The 14,784-nt window shown below is 71.1% G+C and carries 12 protein-coding genes; 9 read left to right on the top strand and 3 right to left on the bottom strand.

Annotated features, from left to right (window positions below; translation table 11 throughout):
- Nucleotides 1–71: 71 nt before the first annotated feature.
- On the top strand, nucleotides 72–473 hold the full coding sequence (locus N865_RS23285; protein WP_157557641.1) for a hypothetical protein: 402 nt from the start codon (nucleotides 72–74) through the stop codon (nucleotides 471–473).
- 41 nt (nucleotides 474–514) lie between these two features.
- On the opposite strand, the gene N865_RS09470 is transcribed toward N865_RS23285, so the two are convergent.
- Nucleotides 515–1,456 carry an aldo/keto reductase gene (locus tag N865_RS09470; RefSeq protein ID WP_034804699.1) on the bottom strand — a complete coding sequence of 314 codons (942 nt, stop codon included), beginning with the start codon at nucleotides 1,454–1,456 and terminating at the stop codon, nucleotides 515–517.
- A gap of 61 nt (nucleotides 1,457–1,517) precedes the next feature.
- On the opposite strand from N865_RS09470, the gene N865_RS09465 reads away from it, so the two are divergent.
- Both N865_RS09465 and N865_RS09460 read left to right on the top strand, forming a co-directional pair.
- Nucleotides 1,518–2,576, top strand: coding sequence for an LLM class F420-dependent oxidoreductase (locus N865_RS09465; RefSeq protein WP_034804696.1), 1,059 nt, complete (start codon nucleotides 1,518–1,520; stop codon nucleotides 2,574–2,576).
- A gap of 242 nt (nucleotides 2,577–2,818) precedes the next feature.
- Nucleotides 2,819–3,679, top strand: coding sequence for an undecaprenyl-diphosphate phosphatase (locus N865_RS09460; RefSeq protein WP_034804685.1), 861 nt, complete (start codon nucleotides 2,819–2,821; stop codon nucleotides 3,677–3,679).
- Between the two features lie 52 nt (nucleotides 3,680–3,731).
- On the opposite strand, the gene corA is transcribed toward N865_RS09460, so the two are convergent.
- The gene (corA, locus tag N865_RS09455) at nucleotides 3,732–4,736 is read right to left on the bottom strand and encodes a magnesium/cobalt transporter CorA (protein ID WP_034804682.1); all 1,005 of its coding nucleotides are present in this window, start codon (nucleotides 4,734–4,736) and stop codon (nucleotides 3,732–3,734) included.
- Between the two features lie 180 nt (nucleotides 4,737–4,916).
- Here corA and N865_RS09450 point away from each other — a divergent pair, with 180 nt between their 5' ends.
- The 4 genes from N865_RS09450 (at nucleotide 4,917) to mshC (ending at nucleotide 8,363) form a co-directional block, all read left to right on the top strand.
- Nucleotides 4,917–5,636, top strand: coding sequence for an MSMEG_4193 family putative phosphomutase (locus N865_RS09450; RefSeq protein WP_034804679.1), 720 nt, complete (start codon nucleotides 4,917–4,919; stop codon nucleotides 5,634–5,636).
- A gap of 10 nt (nucleotides 5,637–5,646) precedes the next feature.
- Nucleotides 5,647–6,189 (top strand): DUF3090 domain-containing protein, encoded by a 543-nt coding sequence (locus N865_RS09445; protein WP_034804676.1) that lies wholly within the window; start codon nucleotides 5,647–5,649, stop codon nucleotides 6,187–6,189.
- Nucleotides 6,173–7,009, top strand: coding sequence for an SCO1664 family protein (locus tag N865_RS09440; protein ID WP_084328104.1), 837 nt, complete (start codon nucleotides 6,173–6,175; stop codon nucleotides 7,007–7,009). The genes N865_RS09445 and N865_RS09440 overlap by 17 nt, the downstream gene beginning before the upstream one ends.
- Nucleotides 7,010–7,106: 97 nt before the next feature.
- Nucleotides 7,107–8,363: a cysteine--1-D-myo-inosityl 2-amino-2-deoxy-alpha-D-glucopyranoside ligase gene (gene mshC, locus N865_RS09435; RefSeq protein WP_034804672.1), complete on the top strand. Its 1,257-nt coding sequence runs from the start codon at nucleotides 7,107–7,109 to the stop codon at nucleotides 8,361–8,363.
- Between the two features lie 631 nt (nucleotides 8,364–8,994).
- On the opposite strand, the gene N865_RS09430 is transcribed toward mshC, so the two are convergent.
- Nucleotides 8,995–9,849 carry a PAC2 family protein gene (locus N865_RS09430; protein ID WP_034804668.1) on the bottom strand — a complete coding sequence of 285 codons (855 nt, stop codon included), beginning with the start codon at nucleotides 9,847–9,849 and terminating at the stop codon, nucleotides 8,995–8,997.
- 235 nt (nucleotides 9,850–10,084) lie between these two features.
- Here N865_RS09430 and metH point away from each other — a divergent pair, with 235 nt between their 5' ends.
- Nucleotides 10,085–13,870 (top strand): methionine synthase, encoded by a 3,786-nt coding sequence (metH, locus tag N865_RS09425; RefSeq protein ID WP_034804666.1) that lies wholly within the window; start codon nucleotides 10,085–10,087, stop codon nucleotides 13,868–13,870.
- A gap of 2 nt (nucleotides 13,871–13,872) precedes the next feature.
- Nucleotides 13,873–14,586, top strand: coding sequence for an HAD family hydrolase (locus N865_RS09420; RefSeq protein ID WP_051510409.1), 714 nt, complete (start codon nucleotides 13,873–13,875; stop codon nucleotides 14,584–14,586).
- Nucleotides 14,587–14,784 lie beyond the last annotated feature (198 nt).

The raw sequence follows: 14,784 nt of genomic DNA, 5'->3' as shown, positions 1-14,784 counted from the left end.
TCGAGCGGCTCATCACCGCCCTCGAACGCCACTTCGAGTCCGCGCACCAGAGTCGCGATCCCGACCACCCCATGGCCATCGCGGCCGCCCAGGACCTTGCCGAGGCCTTCGACGACTACGACGAGGCCCTCTTCGAGGCCACCGGGGTGGCCACCCCGCTCGCGATCTACGGCGACGACTTCGACGGTCACGAGAACGAGGAGGGCAGTCCGGGGGTCTACGCCGGTCTCGACTCGGACGAGTACGACGACGAAGACGACGACGAAGACGACGACGAGGACGACGAAGACGAGGACGACGAGGACGACGAGGACGAGGACGACGAGGACGAGGAAGACGACGAGTACGAGGACGACGAGTACGAGGACGACGACGCGGAGGACGACGACGACGAGGACGACGACGACGACCTCGCGGAGCCCGACGACGAGAACGACCGGCAGAGCGACGGCACCGCCGGCGCCCGCGCCTGACCGATCGGGTCAGTCTCCGGCCGTCGCGCCGTGGCGGCCGGTCAGTCGGTGAGCGAGACGTCGTCCAGGGCCGCCACGATCTCCTCGGGTAGCGTGAGGTCGAGGCTCTTGAGCGCGGTGCGCAGCTGTGCGACGGTCCGCACCCCGACGATCGGCGCCGCGACGCCGGTCCGGTCGCGGACCCAGGCGAGGGCCACCTCCGTGGTCCCGACGCCGAGGCCCCGAGCCGCCATCGCGAGCGCGTCGGTCACCCTCGCGCTGTGCTCGTCGAGGAACCGCTGGGCGAAGTTCGGGAAGTCCGGTGACGCGGCCCGTGACCCCGACGGGATCCCGTGGCGGTACTTCCCCGTGAGGACACCACGACCGAGAGGGGACCACGCGAGCAGCCCGAAGCCCAGTGCAGCGGCAGCCGGCGCGACCTCGGCCTCGGGTGAGCGGCATACGAGGGAGTACTGCACCTCGTTGGCGACGAGGGGCACGCGCGCCTGCTCGAGGAGGCTGAAGGCCCGGGTCGCCTGCCAGCCGCTGTAGTTCGAGACGCCGACATAGCGCGCCCGCCCGGACGAAACCGCCCACTCGAGCGCCGACAGGGTCTCGGTGAGCGGGACGTCATCGGACCACGTGTGGACGAGCCACAGGTCGACGTGGTCGGTGCCGAGCCGCGCCAGAGACGTCTCGAGCTGGTTCATGAGGCCGCGTCGGGACACGTCGACCCGCCGCTCGTCCCCGACTCGGGAGATCCCCGCCTTCGTGCAGATGACGAGGTCATCGCGGGGGATCGTCGTGCCGATGAGCGAGCCGAGGATCATCTCGGCGTCTCCGCCCCCATAGCCGTACGCGGTGTCGACGACGTCACCGCCCGCGTCCACGAACGCGCGGACGTGGTCGCCCGCCTCGTGCCGGTCGACGGCGCTGCCCCACGTCATGGTGCCCAGGGCCAGCGGGGTGATCGTGAGACCGGACGAGCCGAGACGCCTGCGCATGACTCCGAACCGTAGTGGGTCCCGACGCCGGCCGGCCGCCGCCCGTGAGACGCTGCCGTCCATGAGACTCGGACTCAACCTCGGCTACTGGGGTGCAGGTGTCGGTGCGGACAACATCGCCCTGGCGACGGAGGCCGACCGACTCGGCTACGACAGTGTCTGGGTCGCCGAGGCGTACGGCTCGGACAGCCCGTCGGTGCTCGCCTGGGTCGGAGCCCTGACCGAGCGCGTCGTGCTGGGCTCGGCCGTGATGCAGATCCCGGGCCGGACGCCGACGATGACCGCGATGACTGCGGCCACGATCGACACGCTCTCGGGTGGCCGGTTCCGGCTCGGCCTCGGGGTCTCGGGGCCGCAGGTGAGCGAGGGCTGGCACGGGGTCCGCTTCGCCGACCCGCTCGGCCGCACCCGCGAGTACGTCGAGATCGTCCGGTCAGCCCTGCGCCGCGAGACCGTCACCCACTCCGGCCGCCACTTCACGCTCCCGCTGCCGGACGGTCCCGGGAAGGCCCTCAAGCTGACGGTGCGACCGGTCCAGGACCCCCTGCCGATCTACCTCGCCGCCGTCGGGCCCCGCAACCTCGAGCTGAGCGGCGAGATCGCCGACGGGTGGCTTGCGATCTTCTACAGCCCCGAGCACTCCGCAGACCTCCTCTCCGCGATCGCGGCCGGGCGCCGGCGCGGCGGCGGGGCCGCGCCCGAAAGCACGCAGGAGGAGGCACTGCGCGGCTTCGACGTCGTGCCCACGGTGCCCGTCGTCCTCGACGACGACGTGGAGCGCGCAGCGGACGCGGTCCGGGCGTACTGCGCGCTCTACATCGGCGGGATGGGCTCCCGGGAGAAGAACTTCTACAACCAGCTCGCCTGCCGCATGGGCTTCGAGGAGGAGGCCGCGCGGATCCAGGACCTCTTCCTCGGCGGGTCTCACCGGGAAGCGGCGCAGGCCGTCCCCTTCGAGTTCATCGACGAGACCGCGCTGATCGGCTCGCGCGAGCGGGTCGCGGAGCGGCTCACCCGTTACGCGGAGGCCGGCGTGACGACGCTGTCGATCTCGCCGTTCGCCGGGAGCACCCCGCAGCGGATCGAGGTCGTCCGGACGCTCGCCGAGCTCGCCGGCTGAGCGCCTGGCTGAGAGCCCGACTGAGAGCCTGGCTGAGAGCCTGGCTGAGAGCCTGGCTGAGAGCCCGACTGAGAGCCCGGCTGAGCGTCTGGCTGAGAGTCAGGGCGGGGGCCCGCTGGGCGGACGCCGTGGCCGGGCAGGGCAACCGGCAATCCGGCCCGGGTGTCTGTAGGGTGACACACCGTGCCCGTCGCGACCTGCGGCGAGGGCTGCCCACCTGCATCCAGAAGGTTGAGTGAATCGTGGCTGACCTGAGCTACCTCGACGCCGTCGTCCTCGGCGTCGTCGAAGGCCTCACCGAGTACCTCCCGGTCTCGTCGACCGGGCACCTGACCATCGCCGAGAACCTTCTCGGGCTCGAGGTCGACGCGCCGGCCGTCACCGCGTACACCGCGGTGATCCAGCTGGGGGCGATCGCCGCCACGCTCATCTACTTCTTCAGGGACATCGTCCGGTTCGCCGTCGCCTGGTTCCGCGGCCTGACCGACGCCGAGGCGCGCCACGACCCCGACTACGGGCTGGCCTGGGCAGTCGTCATCGGCTCCATCCCCGTCGGCATCGTCGGCTTCGCCGCCAAGGACCTCATCGAGGGCGGCCTGCGCAGCCTCTGGGTCGTCGCGACGGCCCTCATTCTCTGGAGCGGCGTCATGGTCGTCGCCGAGCGGATGCACACCTCCTACGAGCGTCGGGGCCTCGTCCGCGGTGAGCACTCGGTCACCCCGGTCGACGGGCTCCTCATCGGCCTCGCGCAGTGCTTCTCGCTCATTCCCGGCGTCTCGCGCTCGGGCGCCACGATCTCGGCCGGCCTGGCCCGCGGCATCGACCGCGTCACGGCCACGCGCCTCAGCTTCTTCCTCGCCATCCCGGCGCTGACCGCGGCCGGACTCTTCCAGTCGGTCCAGCAGAAGGACGACCTCGCGGCGTTCGGCGTCGGCCCGATGATCGTCGGGATCATCGTCGCCTTCCTCGTCGCCTACCTCTCGATCGCGTGGCTGCTCCGGTTCGTCGCGAGCAACAGCCTCATGCCGTTCGTCGTGTACCGCGTCGCCCTCGGTCTCGTCCTCGCAGGCAGCCTCGCCGCGGGCGTCATCAGCGCCACCTGACCCGGCCTGACCGCACCAGGACCCCGCTCCTTCTCGGGCTGGCTTTGACCCGTCAGAGCCAGCCCGACTTCTTGAACTGGCGGTAGAGGAAGGCGCACACGGACGCCATCACCGCAAGGGCGACGAAGTAGCCGTACTCGTACTCGGTCCCGCCGATGTCGAAGCTCGCCGTCAGCTCCGGCATCTTCTCGAAGTTCATCCCGTAGATCCCCGCGATCATCGTCGGAACGGCGGCGATGGCGACCCACGCGGAGATCTTGCGCATGTCCTCGTTCTGCTTGACCGCGACGCCGGCGAGATGCGCCCCGAGGATGTCGGTCAGGAGCCGGTCGTAGGACTCGACGTGGTCGTTGACCTGGCGCAGGTGGTCGGCGACGTCGCGGAAGAGGTGCTGCACGTCCATGGAGAGAATGCGCTTCTCGGCGCCACGCTCGACGAAGCCGAGCAGCGCGTCGGCGAGCGGTCCGCTCGCCCGCCGGAACTCGAGGACCTCACGCTTGAGGCGGTAGATCGCGTTGGCGTCGGCCGCCGCCGTGTCGTCGAAGACGCGGGTCTCGATGTCGTCGAGGTCGAGCTTGAGCTCGCGGTCGACGGCAACGTAGTTGTCCACGACCGAGTCCATGACCGCGTGGAGGACCGCGATGGGGCCGTGGCCGAGCCGCTCCTGTTCCGCCTCCAGTCGCTGGCGCACTCCCATGAGGGGGTTGCCCTCGCCGCGACGGACGGTGACGACGAAACGGTCACCGATGAACAGCATGACCTCGCCCGTCTCGATGTCGCTCGTCTCGTCGATGTAGCGCAGCGTCTTCAGCACGACGAAGACCGAGGACTCGTACTGCTCGATCTTGGCGCGCTGGTTGCCGTTGACCGCGTCCTCGACGGCGAGCGGGTGGAGGTTCAGCTCCTCGTTGACGAGCGCGAACTCCGCGTCCGTCGGGTCCTTGAGCCCGATCCAGAGGAAGCCCTCCGCGCCAGCCCGAAGCGCGTCGAGCTCGTCGCTGAGGTCGCCGCACTGGTGCCGGCGCCCGTCCCGGTAGATGGCCTGGTCGACGATCACAGCCCTACTCCACCACGACATGCCTCCCGGGCGCGCGCCGTCCCCGCGACGTGGCCGCTCGGCGTGTGACCTCGGCGTGTGACCTCCGCAGGTCCTGCCGAGCTTCGTGCACCTCCGGGACGACCGCGACCACGCCTCCCGTATGCCGTTCACCGGGGACACGCGTCTACGCTGGCTCGCGTGCCCACCGTGATCTTCGTGCGCCACGGCCGCTCGAGCGCCAACACCGCCGGTCTGCTCGCCGGCTGGATGCCCGGCGTCTTCCTCGACGAGCTGGGTGAGTCGCAGGCCACCGCGGTGGGGGAGCGGATCGCCGCCGCATCGTTGCCCGTCGCCGAGGTGGTCTCCTCGCCGCTCGACCGGTGCGTCCAGACCGCCGACCGGATCAGCGCCCCGCTCGACGGCGTCGCGCGCAGCATCCACCCGGGCCTCGGAGAGTGCCACTACGGCGCATGGACCGGCCGGAGGATCGCCGAGCTCGTCTCCGACGAGCTGTGGAAGGTCGTCCAGGACCGACCGAGCGAGGCCCGCTTCCCCGACTCGACGGCATACGACGCCGAGTCGCTCATGCAGATGCAGGGACGCGCCCTGCAGGCGGTCCGCGAGACCGACGCGCGCATCCGCGAGACGCACGGCGCCGACGCGGTGTGGGTGGCCGTCTCGCACGGCGACGTCATCAAGGCGATCCTCTCGCACGCGCTCGGTGCGCACCTCGACGACTTCCAGCGGGTCCATGTCGACCCGGGCTCGGTGAGCGTCGTGCGCTACACGAGCCGCCGCCCCTTCGTCCTGCGCATGAACGACCTCGGAGGCGCCCTCGTTGGTCTGCGCCCGCCCGAGCACCCGACGGCACCCGAGGGCGACGCGGAGGTCGGCGGCGGGGCGGGCGAGGTCGGATAGGGTCGAGAGCATGACGGTCCAGGACTTCGATCCCGCCGAGCGGTTCGTCGCCGGCACGGTCGGTCCCGCGGGTCAGCGGGCCTTCTACCTCCAGGCACGCGACGGCGCCCGGCTGCTCACGGTCGCCGTCGAGAAGCAGCAGGTCTCCATCCTCGCCGACCGGATCAACGACGTCCTCGACGAGCTCGCACCCGCCGCGGCCGTGGAGCCCGGGCAGCCCGGTGGCGCCCCCGAGGACACCGACCCGCTCGAGACCCCCTTCGACGAGGACTGGCGGGTACAGACACTGTCGCTCGCCTGGGACGAGGGACACCAACGCATCGTCATCGAGTGTCACGACCACGACCCCGACGAGGAGGACCCCGACGAGTCGGAGGCGGCTCCGCTCGGGCGCAACACGCTGCGCGTCGCCCTCGACCCCGCCCAGGCGCGGGCCTTCGCACGTAGGACGGCACGGATCGTCGCTGCCGGGCGTCCGCCCTGCCCGTTCTGCGGCGGCCCGCTCGACCCGTCGGGCCATGTCTGTCCCCGGGCGAATGGCTACAAGCGCTGAGCCGACCCCCGTCCAGCCGGGCCGTGCGCCGGGTGGCGTGCCGACCGACCTGACGGGTGAGCTCGAGGTCCTCGGGCGGGTCACCGACTCGTCCAACCTCGCGGTGCTCGCCCGGCTCGTCGAGAACCCGGACGTGCACGTCATCTACAAGCCGGTCCGCGGCGAGCGGCCACTCTGGGACTTCCCCGACGGAACCCTCGCCGGGCGGGAGGTCGCGGCGCGCGTCGTGTCCGACCTCGGCGGCTGGGGCCTCGTGCCGCCGACGATCCTGCGCGACGGGCCCCTCGGCCCGGGGTCGGTCCAGCAGTGGATCGGCGACCCCTTCTCGCCCCTCGACGACGACGAGGTCGTCGACCTCGTCCCCGCCGGGCGCGCGCCCGAGGGCTGGCTCGAGGTCCTCGACGGCGAGACCCCCACCGGAGCGGCCGTGACGGTCGTCCACTCGGGCGCCGACGACGTCCGCTCCCTCGCGGTCCTCGACGCCGTCCTCAACAACTCCGACCGGAAGGGCTCGCACTGCCTCCGCGACGAGAACGGGCGCCTCTGGGCGATCGACCACGGGGTCAGCTTCTCCCCGACTCCCAAGCTGCGCACCGTCCTCTGGGGCTGGGCCGGGCAGCCCCTGCCGGAGGCCGAGCTCGAGCGCCTGCGCGGCCTGGCCAGCCGGCTGGCCGACGCCGCGACGAGGGACCTGCTGAGGGACCTGCTGCCCGAGGCGGACGTGGTCGCTCTCGTGTCGCGCGTCGACCGGCTCCTCGCCGACCGTCGCCACCCCCGCCCGAGCCGCGACTGGCCGTCCGTGCCCTGGCCGCCCCTCTGAGGCGGTGCAGCCGGCGCCGGAGCGCGGCCGCCGCTGCCGGGACAGGGCACGTTCGGCCGGCGGCCGGGGGTGCGACCCGCCGGGATAGAGTCTCCGCGTGAAGAGTTGGCCGACCCCGTTCATCCCGCAGGTTCCCGGTCACTCGCCCGTGGTCCGTGTCCGAGACACAGCCTCAGGCGAGCTCGTGCCGGCGGCGGCCGACGACACCGCCACCCTCTACGTCTGCGGCATCACCCCCTACGACGCCACGCACCTCGGCCACGCGGCGACCTACGTCACCTTCGACCTGCTCGGCCGCGCCCTGCGTGACAGCGGGGTCACCGTCCGCTACGTGCAGAACATCACCGACATCGACGACCCGCTCCTCGAGCGAGCCGAACGCGACGGTCTCGACTGGCGCGAGCTCGCGACCCGCGAGATCGGCCTCTTCCGGGAGGACATGACGGCGCTCGCGGTCATCCCCCCCGACGAGTACCTCGGCGCGGTCGAGAGCATCCCGACCTTCGTCGCCCCCATCGAGCGACTCCTCGCCGACGGCTGGGCGTATGCAGTCCCCGCGCCCGACGCCACACGCGAGGGCGCCGTGGACATCTACTTCGACGTCTCCCGCGATCCTCGGTTCGGTGCCGTCAGCCACCTCGACGAGGACGGCATGATGGCGGTCTTCGCCGAGCGCGGGGGAGACCCCGACCGCGAGGGCAAGCGCAACCGTCTCGACGCCCTGCTGTGGCGGGCCCACCGCGAGGGCGAGCCGGAGTGGGACGGCGGCTCCCTCGGGTGGGGCCGGCCCGGCTGGCACATCGAGTGCGCCTGCATCGCCATCGACCACCTCGGCGTCCCGATCGACGTCCAGGGCGGCGGCAGCGACCTCATCTTCCCGCACCACGAGATGAGCTCCGCCCATGCACGCGCCCTGAGCGGCTCGACCTCCTTCGCCAGAGCCTTCGTGCACCAGGGCATGGTCGGCCTCGACGGCGAGAAGATGAGCAAGAGCCGCGGCAACCTCGTGCTCGTCTCCACGCTCCGCCGCGACGGCGTCGACCCGATGGCGATCCGGCTCGCACTCCTCGCGAGGCACCACCGTGACGACTGGATCTGGACCGACGCCGACCTCGATGCGGCCCAGCAGCGGCTCGAGACCTGGCGCTCGGCGCTGTCGGGCAACGGCGGACCGGTCGCGGACCAGACGATCGACGACGTGCGCGCTGCCCTCAGCAACGACCTCGACAGCCCGACCGCCCTCGCAGCCGTCGACCGCTGGGCGAGCCAGACGCTGACGCGCGGCGGCGAGGACCCGGGCGCGCCCGGCGTGCTGGCGCGGGCCCTGGACGCCCTACTCGGCATCCGCCTCTGACCGATCACGGCCTGGGGGTCGAGGGGCCGTCCGTCCGTCGATCAGCCGGCGGATCAACCGGCAGATCACCTGGCGTCTGGTGCTGCTCTGGCAACCACAGGTGCGAGTTGATCTGCAGTCAGATCCGGTGGGGGCGCATCCCGGGCCGTCGACGGATCAACCGGCAGATCAACCGGCAGATCACCTGGCGTCTGGTGCTGCTCTGGCAACCACAGGTGCGAGTTGATCTGCAGTCAGATCCGGTGGGGGCGCATCCCGGGCCGTCGACGGATCAACCGGCAGATCAACCGGCAGATCACCTGGCGTCTGGTGCTGCTCTGGCAACCACAGGTGCGAGTTGATCTGCAGTCAGATCCGGTGGGGGCGCATCCCGGGCCGTCGACGGATCAACCGGCAGATCAACCGGCAGATCACCTGGCGTCTGGTGCTGCTCTGGCAACCACAGGTGCGAGTTGATCTGCAGTCAGATCCGGTGGGGGCGCATCCCGGGCCGTCGACGGATCAACCGGCAGATCAACGTGCGGATCAGCTGGCGGATCAGCTGGCGTCTTGTGCGGTCTGGGGGACCACGAAAGGGAGCTGGCCGCGGCGACCGGGCCCTGCGGCATACGGCCGAGGGTGATGACGCGGGTCAGCGACCCGTCTGGTCGTCGTCGCGCCCGCGCAGGTAGCGCTCGAACTCGCGGGCGATGGCGTCGCCGCTCGCCTCGGGCAGCTCCGCGGTGTCCTGCGCCTCCTCGAGCGACTGGACGTACTCGGCGACCTCCTCGTCGGACTGCGCGAGCTCGTCGACCCCACGCTCCCACGCCCGCGCGATCTCCTCGAGGTCGCCGTGGGGGATCGTGGCGCCGAGGAGGGACTCGATCCGGCGCAGCAGGCTCAGGGTCGCCTTCGGGGAGGGCGCCCCGCCCGCGTAGTGCGGCACGGCAGCCCACGCCGAGACGGTCGGCAGACCGGCCTCGGTCGCCGTGTGCGTCAGGACACCGACGATGCCCGTCGGGCCCTCGTAGCGGCTCGTCTCGACGTCGAACCGGTGCATGACGTCCTCGTCCTCGGCCGTCGCCGTCACCGGGATGGGGCGCGTGTGCGGGACGTCGGCGAGCAGGGCCCCGATCGTGATGAACGTCGTGACCCCGAGCTGCTGAGCCAGCTCGAGCAGCTCGATGGTGAACGCCCGCCACCGCATCGACGGCTCGATGCCCTGAACGAGGACCACGTCGCGCTCGAAGCCCGTCTCGGTCGCGACGAGGATCCGGGTCGTGGGCCAGGAGAGGATGCGCTGCCCGTCGTCCATGGCGACCCGCGGGCGGTTGACCTGGAAGTCGTAGTAGTCCTCGGGGTCGAACGCTGCGACGACCTCGGCGTCCCAGACGTCGGCGAGGTGTCGCACGACGCTCGTGGCAGCCTCACCGGCGTCGTTCCAGCCCTCGAAGGCGGCGATGAGCACCGGGTCGTTGAGCATCGGCATGTCCTCGAACTCGAGCATCTTGCCCCCTTCGCGTCGTCGTGGCGGGTAGGTCTGCCCCCACCTCCACCCTATGCCCGGCCACGTCGGTGACGGCCACGCCTCGGTCACGATTCGGGCCCGCGCCGTGCCCGCGCCGTGTCCGCGCCCTGCCCGCGGGGTGCCCGCGGCGTGCCCACTCCGCGGGCGCCGTGGGCGGCCCCTCTGCGCGAGTCCGTAGAATCGGGCCGTTGCAGCCCCCACCGAGAGAAGCCCCGTGCCCGACTCCAGCCTGATCCGACCCGATGCGACACCGGTCCTGACGGAGGCGCTCCTGCAGCGCGTCCTCATCATCGACGGCGCCATGGGAACGATGATCCAGCGGTTCGGCCCGGGTGAGGCGGACTACCGGGGCGAGCGCTTCGCGGACTGGCCGACCGACGTCAAGGGCAACAGCGACCTGCTCGTGCTCACCCAGCCCGAGATGATCCGCTCGATCCACCGCGAGTACCTCCAGGCGGGCGCCGACATCATCGAGAGCAACACCTTCGGGGCGACCCGGATGGCCCAGGCCGACTTCGGCATGGAGGGCCTCGCCTACGAGCTCAACCGCGAGGGTGCACGCCTCGCCCGCGAGACGTGCGACGAGCTCGCGACCCCCGAGCACCCCCGGTTCGTCGCGGGTGCACTCGGCCCGACGAACCGCACCGCCTCGATCTCGCCCGACGTCAACGACCCGGGCGCCCGCAACGTCAGCTTCGACGAGCTCGTCACGGCCTACCTCGAGCAGGCCAACGGGCTCGTCGACGGCGGCGCCGACCTCCTGCTCATCGAGACGATCTTCGACACGCTGAACGCGAAGGCCGCGATCTTCGCACTGGAGACGCTCTTCGAGGAGCGGGGGCGTCGCTGGCCCGTCATCGTCTCGGGGACGATCACGGACGCCTCCGGGCGCACCCTCTCCGGCCAGGTGACCGAGGCGTTCTGGAACTCGATCCGTCACGTGCGTCCCCTCGCCGTCGGCCTCAACTGCGCTCTCGGTGCCGCAGAGCTGCGGCCGTACGTCGCCGAGCTGAGCCGCCTGGCCGACAGTTTCGTGTCGGCCTACCCCAACGCCGGTCTGCCCAACGCGTTCGGGGAGTACGACGAGACGCCCGACGAGATGGCTTCGACGCTGGGGGAGTTCGCCCAGAGCGGTTTCCTCAATCTGGTCGGCGGGTGCTGTGGCACGACCCCGGCACACATCGAGGCCATCGCCCGGGCGGTCAAGGGAGCGGCGCCACGCGAGCGCCGCGACCTGGCACCCGCGATGCGACTCTCCGGCCTCGAGCCGCTCGCCATCACCGACGACAGCCTCTTCGTTAACGTCGGCGAGCGCACCAACATCACGGGCTCGGCCCGCTTCCGCAAGCTCATCAAGGACGGCGACTACGACACCGCCCTCACGGTCGCCGCCCAGCAGGTCGAGAGCGGCGCCCAGGTCATCGACGTCAACATGGACGAGGGCATGATCGACGGCGTCCGCGCCATGGACCGGTTCCTCAAGCTCGTCGCGAGCGAACCGGACATCAGCCGCGTGCCCGTCATGGTCGACTCCTCGAAGTGGGAGGTGATCGAGGCGGGGCTCAAGTGCGTCCAGGGCAAGGCGATCGTCAACTCGATCTCCCTCAAGGAGGGCGAGGAGAAGTTCGTCGAGCAGGCCCGGCTCGTGCGCAAGTACGGCGCTGCGGCGGTCGTCATGGCGTTCGACGAGCAGGGCCAGGCCGACTCGCTCGAGCGGCGCAAGGAGATCTGCGCGCGGGCTTACCGCATCCTCACCGAGGAGGTCGGTTTCCCGGGCGAGGACATCATCTTCGACCCCAACGTCTTCGCCGTGGCGACGGGCATCGAGGAGCACGCGAGCTACGGCCGTGACTTCATCGAGGCGACCCGCTGGATCAAGGAGAACCTCCCGGGCGCGCTCGTCTCGGGCGGCATCTCCAACGTGTCGTTCTCCTTCCGCGGAAACAACCCCGTGCGCGAGGCGATCCACGCCGTGTTCCTCTACCACGCCATCGCGGCAGGCCTCGACATGGGCATCGTCAACGCCGGCGCCCTCGCGGTGTACGACGAGGTCGACGCCGAGCTGCGCGACCGCATCGAGGACGTCGTGCTCAACCGCCGACCCGACGCCGCCGAGCGGCTCCTCGAGATCGCCGAGTCCTACAACCGCGACGGCGAGGCCGCGGAGGCGTCCGAGGAGGAGTGGCGGTCCCTTCACGTCCGGGAGCGGATCACGCACGCCCTCGTCAAGGGCCTCGACGCGCACGTCGAGGCCGACACCGAAGAGCTCCGCGCCGAGATCGCCGAGCGCGGTGGGCGCCCGATCGAGGTCATCGAAGGGCCTCTCATGGAGGGGATGGATGTCGTCGGTGACCTGTTCGGCGCCGGCAAGATGTTCCTGCCCCAGGTCGTCAAGAGCGCCCGGGTGATGAAGAAGGCGGTCGCCTACCTCATCCCCTTCATCGAGCAGGAGAAGCTCGACGACCCGAGCCTGGCCACGCAGAAGGACACCAACGGCACCATCGTCATGGCGACCGTCAAGGGAGACGTCCACGACATCGGCAAGAACATCGTCGGCGTCGTCCTCCAGTGCAACAACTACGAGGTCATCGACCTCGGGGTCATGGTGCCGGCGCAGAAGATCCTCGACGCCGCCAAGGAGCACCAGGCCGACGTCATCGGCCTGTCCGGCCTGATCACGCCCTCCCTCGACGAGATGGTCAACTTCGCCGCCGAGATGCAGCGCCAGGGCCTGACCATCCCGCTGCTCATCGGCGGCGCGACGACGTCCCGCGCCCACACGGCCGTCAAGGTCGACGGGCGCTACGACGGGCCGGTCGTCTGGGTCAAGGACGCCTCACGCTCGGTCCCGACGGTGGCAGCCCTGCTCAGCGACGAGCGGCGCCCCCAGCTGCTCGCCGCCCTGCAGCAGGACTACGACGCGCTGCGGGCCCGGCACGCGGCCAAGACCGAGCGCCCGCTCATCTCGCTCGAGCAGGCGAGGTCCAACCGGTCCCCGATCTCGTGGCACGGGCACCGACCGCCGCGACCGCACCTGCTCCTCCAGCAGGACAAGGACGTCTCGCCGATCATCGGGCACCGGGGCCGGACCGAGCACGTGCGGGTGCTCCACGACTACCCGCTCCACGAGCTGCGCCGCTACATCGACTGGCAGCCGTTCTTCAACGCGTGGGAGATGAAGGGCTCGTTCCCCGACCTGCTCAACAACCCGGCCAGCGGTCCGGCGGCGCGCAAGCTCTACGACGACGCCCAGGCGATGCTCGACCGGATCATCGAGGAGAAGTGGCTGCGCGCCAACGGCGTCCTCGGCCTGTTCCCGGCCAACTCCGTGGGCGACTCGATCGAGCTCTACCTCGACGAGGCGCGCAGCGAGCCGCACGAGCGGCTGCACCACCTGCGCCAGCAGGGAGCGCACCGCGACGGCGTGCCCAACCGGTCGCTCGCCGACTTCGTCGCGCCCAAGGAGACCGGCCTGCGCGACTATGTCGGGGCCTTCGCCGTGACGGCAGGCCTCGGGAGCCAGGAGCGAGTCGCGCAGTTCAAGGCGGCCCTCGACGACTACAACGCGATCATGCTCGAGGCGCTCGCGGACCGTCTCGCCGAGGCCTTCGCCGAGCGGCTGCACGAGCGGGTCCGCAAGGAGTTCTGGGGGTACGCCCCCGACGAGCACCTCGACAACGTCGGCCTCATCAAGGAGAAGTACGCCGGGATCCGGCCGGCTCCGGGTTACCCGGCCTGCCCGGAGCACACCGAGAAGGCGACGCTGTGGCGCCTGCTCGACGTCGAGGCCCACACCGGCATCAGGCTCACCGAGAACATGGCCATGTGGCCCGGGGCGGCAGTCTCCGGGTGGTACTTCTCGCACCCGCAGGCGCAGTACTTCGTCGTCGGGCGCCTCGGGCGCGACCAGGTCGAGGACTACGCCGCCCGCAAGGGGTGGACGCTCGCCGAGGCCGAGCGGTGGCTCGCCTCCAACCTCGCCTACGACCCCGAGGACTGACGATGACCGACCCCGACACCCTGCTCAGGGAGGCACGACTCGGCGACGACCAGCTGCCGGCCGCGGTGCTCTGGGACATGGACGGCACCCTCGTCGACACCGAGCCCTACTGGATGGCCGCCGAGTTCGACCTCGTAGAGGCGAACGGCGGTGTGTGGACCGAGGAGTTCGCCCACGAGCTGGTCGGCAACGCCCTCGAGGTCTCGGCGCAGATCATCATCGACCGCTCGGGGATCGACCTGTCGGTGGCCGAGGTCGTCGACGGTCTGATCGGGCAGGTCGTCGCCCGCGTCCGGCAGGAGATCCCGTGGCGTCCCGGCGCCCGAGAGCTCCTCGCCGAGCTGACCGGGCTCGGCGTGCCGTCGGCGCTCGTGACCATGTCGTGGCGCTCCCTCGCGGACGCGGTCGTCACGACCCTGCCGGAGGGATCGTTCGCCGTGCTCGTGACGGGTGACGAGGTGGTCCATGGCAAGCCGCACCCGGAGCCGTACCTGACCGCCGCGCGAAGGCTCGGCGTCGAGCCGGGCGACTGCGTGGCCATCGAGGACTCGCCGACCGGCGTCCGGTCCGCCACGGCGGCGGGCGTGCCGACCCTGGCCGTCCCGCACATCGTGCCCATCCCGCAGATCGCCGGGTCGATGCGGATCGGCAGCCTCGTCGGGGTCACGGCAGCCGACCTGACGGCCCTGACGGGCGCCGCGCCGGCGGTTCCCTGACCGGGTGTGACCTCACCCGACCTGACCCTCGGCGCCGGTATGCCGCTGGGCTGAGTCCGCGAGCACGGTCGGTGACGCGCTGGCCCGGGGGACGGGGATGGCGTGTCGCTCAGCTGCGGCCGCGACGTCGCGGCGCGCGCCGGCCCGCAGTGCCCGATCGGCTACCTGAGCGCCGGGCGCCGCGGTGCCCGGCGCTCG

It is taken from the genome of Intrasporangium oryzae NRRL B-24470 (assembly GCF_000576595.1).
GTDB classification, from domain to species: Bacteria; Actinomycetota; Actinomycetes; order Actinomycetales; family Dermatophilaceae; genus Intrasporangium_C; species Intrasporangium_C oryzae.
This window is presented reverse-complemented; position numbering and strand designations above follow the sequence as displayed.